This window comes from Ignavibacteria bacterium (assembly GCA_036262055.1).
Lineage (GTDB): Bacteria > Bacteroidota > Ignavibacteria > Tepidaquicellales > Tepidaquicellaceae > DATAJP01.
Genome location: DATAJP010000003.1, coordinates 1,166,521 through 1,172,717, shown reverse-complemented (window position 1 = coordinate 1,172,717; position 6,197 = coordinate 1,166,521). Strand labels below are relative to the sequence as shown.

Below are 6,197 nucleotides of genomic sequence, written 5' to 3'. Positions count from 1 at the left end.
CAATACGATGCTTATGGTAACTTCTACAAACAGCAAAGACAACAGACCGATGGACTCAACTCATTATTCTTTGGTCGATTTCACCATAAGGGAAGATATTTTCTTTAAGAAAATTCCGGGATTGTCGCTTTCAGCTTCCGTTTCATATAACGCAAAAAATGCCGCAAATGATAAATCAAACATAACAGGTTTTGATTTATCGGGGAGCTATACCTTGTTTGATATCTGGACTAACTCGCTTGGGCTTAACTTCACAAAAGAGACTGGAAGAAATAAAAAAACAACATTGTCGTTTACATCCGGTGTTCCGGTATGGATGTTAGGAGATTTTTTCTTAATTGCAGAACAAAGTTTTTACAGAGAAGAATTATTCAGATACGGCAACAAGGATGAATTTATTGTAACTGCAGGATTGTCGAAAAGTTTTTAAATAAAAACTCCGTTCAGTATAAAAAAAGAGCTTATTGAAATTTGGAATAAGCTCTTATTATTTAATATCATAAATTTGATACACCACACGCGTTTTTTTATGAGCGCTATGATTTTCATGAGAGTCGTGTGCTTCTTCTTCACCATGTTCATGAACTACATTCTGAGTATATGCAATTAAAACTTTTGCATCGTTAATAATTTTTAAAACAGGAAACGAATTCGATGTGTTCTCTGAAGTAATATATTCAATATTTCCCGGAATACCACTGGCACTTCTGTACTGCAATCCTATTCTATCGTTTTCATTGCTCGTGTTAAGCTCATCCCACACAATAAGCAAATCATTATTTCTTCTTACTGCTATCTGAGGATGCTTTGCAGATGCTGCCGAGCTTATGTTATTCCTTGGTGAAAACGTATTTCCGTTATTTGTTGACTGAGAGAAAAACACTCCACTTCCTCCGCCCATCGTGTACCATACAAAGTTCAATCCTGTGCTGTTTAGTGCAACATCAGGACCAGTATGCGGACAACCTCTGATTACCCAGTTATCATCGCTGATCCTTTTATTTTTAACAAAAGTTTTTCCTCCGTCAAAAGATATTGTATGCACAATATCCCTGATACTGTCATGCATTAAATCACGGTAAGTAACATTTATATTTCCGTTTTTATCGACAAGAAGGTTTGTTCTGCAGCATTCACAACATGGACCTGCAATGGGTTTTTCGTTTTCAAATCCGCGCAAACCGTTTGTTACAGCATAATAAAGAGTAGAACCTTCTTTCGCTATTCTGCGGCTATTATCCAGCCAGATAACCCCTGCATTATTTTCTGAAATCATCGCTATGTCAAAATACCGCTGGTCAATGCTTGCAGTATCTTTGCTGACCGGTTGCGGAGCTGACCATGTTTTACCATTGTCGGTTGACTGAGCATAATATATAAGACCGGCATATTCATTTTGCAGATTAGGTTTATTTATTCCCCAGATAGCTATAATTCCTCCGTCAGGTTTAAATAAAATCTTAGGAAGATTTTCTCCGTGAGGATTAACTTTTTCACTACCCGCAACAATTACGGGAGTTCCAAAAGTATTTCCGCCATCTGTTGATATTGCATAGCACATAACCCGAGACGAGTCACTCATTTCTCTCACCCAGCTTATCACGATATTTCCTTTTCCGTCATCAGTCAGATATGGACATGAGCTGGCAAATGAATCCAGAACAATTTCATTCTTATTGTTTTGTTGAGTTATCTCCGATTCTTTTTTAGTGCAGGATGAAAATACAAACGAAATTCCTGCTAAAAATATTATTATATTTAAATATTTCATTAAACCTATTGCTATTTTTTATTAAAATAATATCCGACTCCAACATTAAAAGTTCTTAACTGTCCCGGACGATATGATGTTCCGAACGCGCTTGTTTCAACCGAAGTTGCATAAACTTCATCTGCAACATTGAGACAATTTACCCATACGTCTAATCCCTTAAACTGATATCCTGCCCTCATATTGAAAATATTAAATCCATCATATTGTTTTGTGTTTTGAGGGTCGGTATAATATTTCCCCATTGCCTGCCATTCCAAACCTATTCTGAAACCTCTAAAAAATGACGGCTTATACGTTATCTCGGAGTTTGCAAAATAAGGAGGTGCCTGGCTCATTTCGTTTCCTGACAAGCTAACATTATTTATAGAGTAACTTATGTATTCATGTTTTGCTATTGTTCCGCCTATTCGTAACCAAACATCATTAATCGGAGAATAATTGAAATTAAATTCAACTCCTCTGTGGCGGGTTTCGCCGACATTTTGATTCTGATATGTTCCGTCCGCTTGTCTTACGCTGACAATTTCATCAAATCCTTCCAACTGGTAAAGAGAAAGTTCAAAATAACCTCTTCCATCATTAAAGCCATACCATCCTCCTACTTCATAATTATTATAAGTAGAAGGTTTTAAATAGGGAACTTTCACCCCTGTGTATAATTCGGTTATATTCGGCGGTGTAAACCCGACACTATAGTTTGCATATATTCCTTTATTATCTGTGAAACCATACGTGATGCCGACTTTCGGTGTAAAATGGTCGAAGTTATTAGTTGTGCTTGGAGCTCCGGTATATGCGCTTGGAGGAAGATGGTTAACAAATTTATAATCCATCCTGTCATAACGCGCAGCTGCAATAAATTTCATCTTTGCTGTCGGATTAAACTCGAACTGTGTATATGCTGCTGTATTGAATAAATCAACTTTGTAATCTGTCAATAAAGAATCGGTTGCTGTATAAGCGTAATAAACATTTTCCGAATTTCTGTCTATGCTTATATATTTTGCGTTATATGTGGCCGGACTGAAATCACCGCTGATACCTAAAATTAATTTCGCGCTCAGGAAGTCAAAACTTTTGCTGTGCTGGATTATGCCTCCGAAACTTTGAAAAGCATCTTCATTAATCTGCCCATTTGCTTTTGAAGGATTCCCCTGAACGTTCGAAATTCTGTAAAAAGGATTTTGCCCTATTGAGGTATTTCTATATAATAGAGTAAAGTTTGTGTTGGTGCTGGAATTCCATCTGTGGCTTAAAGCTGTTTTGAACCTGAATGCATCTACTTTACGATAGGTGAATCTGTAATTACTGGTATAATCTTTATCATAAAAATGAACGCTGTCCAATCCGCCTTTTTGGTCGGTATCATAGTTAATATAATCCGCTGTTGCAGTAAGTTCGGAATTATCGTTAAACACGTAGTCTGCTCTTAATGTAACTGCCCCTTTGCGAAAATTATTATGTAAATTTTCTGCTTCACTCTGGTCAGCAAAATAACCCCCCGCGTAAAAGCCGAATTTATTAATTGTATTCGATATAAAAAAATCAGCCCGTTTATATCCTCTGCTTCCGATTTCTGCCTGAAGTTTTGGTGTTAGAGTAAGTGATGGCGACTGTGTTATAAAATTAATAGCGCCGCCTATTGCTTCACTTCCGTATAAAGAAGATGCGGGACCTTTTATTACCTCAATTTTTTGGAGTGATGCCTGATTAATTTCTATTAAAGCATTATGATTAAAATCACCTATTGTTCTGATTGGAATTCCATCTTCGAGATATAGATAAACACTGTTATAATTTATTGGTTGTCTTATCGACATTGTATGCTGTTCGTTTCCAAGGTCAACCATGTAAACTCCCGAAATTTTATTTACAAGCATATCGAGTCTGGTTGCCTTTGTATCGCTGATAGTTGATTTTGAAATTGTCTGAATCGTAAGAGCAGCTTCGGTTCTCGGCTGGCTTTCGCGGTTTGCAGAAACAATTATTTCGTTCACTTCAAATGCAGACTGTGATAATGCAATATTTATATTTGTGCCTGTCACTGCTATAACTCTTGGTTTATAACCTCCTGCATCAATGTATATACTGTCTATTATATAGTCCGAAGTAAGAACAAAATTTCCGGAGCTATTTGAAAGTGCATTTACAGTTCTGTTGTTTTTATCTGAAACAACAGCTCCTTCTATAGGTTCGTTCGTAAGATTATCAAACACAATACCATTTATTGCAGTTTGAGCTTCGCTATATGTGACGTAACAAAAAAGAAGAATGAGAAATAATAATATTTTTTTCATTAAAAGAGTAAGGAAAAATTTTAATTAGTAAATGTTCATTATTAAATGTCCTTTATCCCCCGACATTTAAAACATTTATAAAATGTATGAACCTGCAGATATAAACCTGCTGTTCAATTTTCAATTAATTGATTAAAATAATTGATTGAAATAAAATTGGAGTGAGTTATGCTTTTGGAGGCGGTTCCGGAAATGAATAGTATTGATTGAAAATACCATCGGAAAAACTATGATAGCTTATAAGATTACTGCTTGAGATATCCTGTTGCAAAAAATTTGCAATTGTATAATCAAGAATTTTGAGCTCGAACTTATTTACGTTGCTTTTTTGGGTATTTGAATCTCCATTTTGCTCAGTTATCTTCTTGTCGAGATAACAGCATGCATTGCAATTCTCGACTACCTTTTCGCAAACTTCATCGATAAGTTTCTGCTGATTGATTTTGAAAAGGACAAAATAAAAAGCAAAATTTGCTGCTTGGAGACCCATAACACAAATTATGCAGATACATATAATATTTTTTAGTGTTCTTTTCATTAAATATCTAATTAAATTACATAAAACCCGTCTCTAAATCAATTTTAATAAATGGGTTTTCATAAAATACCCCGTTTTTCTCATTAGTTTTTCAGCTATGTTTTTTAATAAAAAAAATTGTCTTAATTTAAAAAAATGTGAAAATTCATTTTTAAAAAAAGTCTATTTTTAAACAATTTGAAAGAAATTATAGTTTTTTTCTTCATTTTTAGTAAAATTTATAGTAATGCAGTGCAGTAACTAATAATTTATTTTATAATTTGCTTGTTATTCAATCTGCTTTCAAATATAATTGTTCATAAATTTTAAATACAAAATGAAAGGATATATCGGGGGTACAAACAACATGAAAAAAATACTCTTCATTGTAATGCTCTTTTGTCTTTATGGAAGCTCAGCATTTGCTCAGTCTTCTGCAAACACAAATGCAAACGTTAACATTGCTCTAATCAGAGGTTTGACCATTACCACAACCGGAACAAACACTTTAAACTTTGGTGAAGTTGTAGTAACAACAAGTTCGCAAAACGTTTCAATCACAAATGAAAATGGTCAGAAATTTCTTGTCACGGGTCATCCAAACCGTGCGACCACAGTGACTTATTCCTCTTCAGCCACACTCAACAATAATGCCTGGGTAGGAGTTAACGGAGGAACACAGTCAACTATAACTTTCACTACTAACACAGCAGATGAAACAGGATCAAGTTCAACTTATACCGGTCCTGAAGAATTAGAAAGCGGTGAACAAATTAATCTTCCCAATGTCAGTGGTATCGGAACACTTTATCTCTGGATTGGCGGTTCAATTGCTATTCCCGCAAATCAACCTCAGGGAGATTATGTCGGAACAATTAACGTAAGTGTAGCTTACTAAACCAGTAGAAAATTATTTCTCTGTTAATGTAATTTTTTTTGTGATATTTTATATAACGCCCTATAAAGAAAATTTATAGGGCGTTAATGTTTATAGTAATTTTATAACATAATATTTATAATAATTTTGGTGTATGAAAATGTATATTCAGTCTTAAAAAAATATATAGCCAACAAATTTGGCATTTGTTCAATTATTGTTTTTTTTGCATTCATTAGTTCTGATGTTTACAGCCAGCCCACACAAATTTTTACACAGAATTCCACAGGATATGCAACTATAATTAGAGGAGTAGCCATAAGCTTGGTTGGCTCTAACTCGCTGGACTTCGGCGATGTGGTTGTTACAAACTCTGTTCAGACCGTAACAATTACAAACGAGAACGGACAAAAATTTCTGGCTACAGGTGAACAGGGTAAGTCAATTTTTATAACATATCCATCCACTGTAACTTTGTCTAACTCTGCCTGGGTTGGAGTGAACGGTGGAACGGTTTCTACTTTAACTTTTAATTCAAGCACATTGAAAAGGACAGGCACTAATAGTAATTATGTGAGTCCGGTAGATGTAACAAGCGGTTCCAGTGTTGTGCTTCCGAGCTTAAGCGGTATAGGCACCGTTTATTTATGGGCGGGCGGGTCCATAACTGTCAGTGCAAATAAACCTCACGGGGTTTATGAAGGCACTTATACAATATCAATTGCATACTGA

Annotated in this window: 6 protein-coding genes; 3 read left to right on the top strand and 3 right to left on the bottom strand. The window is 35.1% G+C overall.

Features of this window, described 5'->3' with window-relative positions:
- On the top strand, window positions 1-430 hold a 430-nt coding region (locus VHP32_12235; protein HEX2788658.1), incomplete at its 5' end, for a hypothetical protein.
- Window positions 431-487: 57 nt separating this feature from the next.
- Here VHP32_12235 and VHP32_12230 read toward each other — a convergent pair.
- The 3 genes from VHP32_12230 to VHP32_12220 all read right to left on the bottom strand — a co-directional run bounded on the left by VHP32_12230 (window position 488) and on the right by VHP32_12220 (window position 4,561).
- Window positions 488-1,771, bottom strand: a complete 1,284-nt coding sequence (locus tag VHP32_12230; GenBank protein ID HEX2788657.1) for a sialidase family protein — start codon at window positions 1,769-1,771, stop codon at window positions 488-490.
- 11 nt (window positions 1,772-1,782) lie between these two features.
- Window positions 1,783-4,071 (bottom strand): TonB-dependent receptor, encoded by a 2,289-nt coding sequence (locus tag VHP32_12225; GenBank protein HEX2788656.1) that lies wholly within the window; start codon window positions 4,069-4,071, stop codon window positions 1,783-1,785.
- A gap of 166 nt (window positions 4,072-4,237) precedes the next feature.
- Complete coding sequence (locus VHP32_12220) at window positions 4,238-4,561, bottom strand: hypothetical protein (protein ID HEX2788655.1); 324 nt, start codon at window positions 4,559-4,561, stop codon at window positions 4,238-4,240.
- Window positions 4,562-4,955: 394 nt separating this feature from the next.
- Here VHP32_12220 and VHP32_12215 point away from each other — a divergent pair, with 394 nt between their 5' ends.
- A complete protein-coding gene (locus VHP32_12215; GenBank protein HEX2788654.1) occupies window positions 4,956-5,486 on the top strand; it encodes a DUF4402 domain-containing protein in 531 nt (176 codons plus the stop codon).
- Between the two features lie 129 nt (window positions 5,487-5,615).
- Window positions 5,616-6,197, top strand: a complete 582-nt coding sequence (locus VHP32_12210; protein HEX2788653.1) for a DUF4402 domain-containing protein — start codon at window positions 5,616-5,618, stop codon at window positions 6,195-6,197.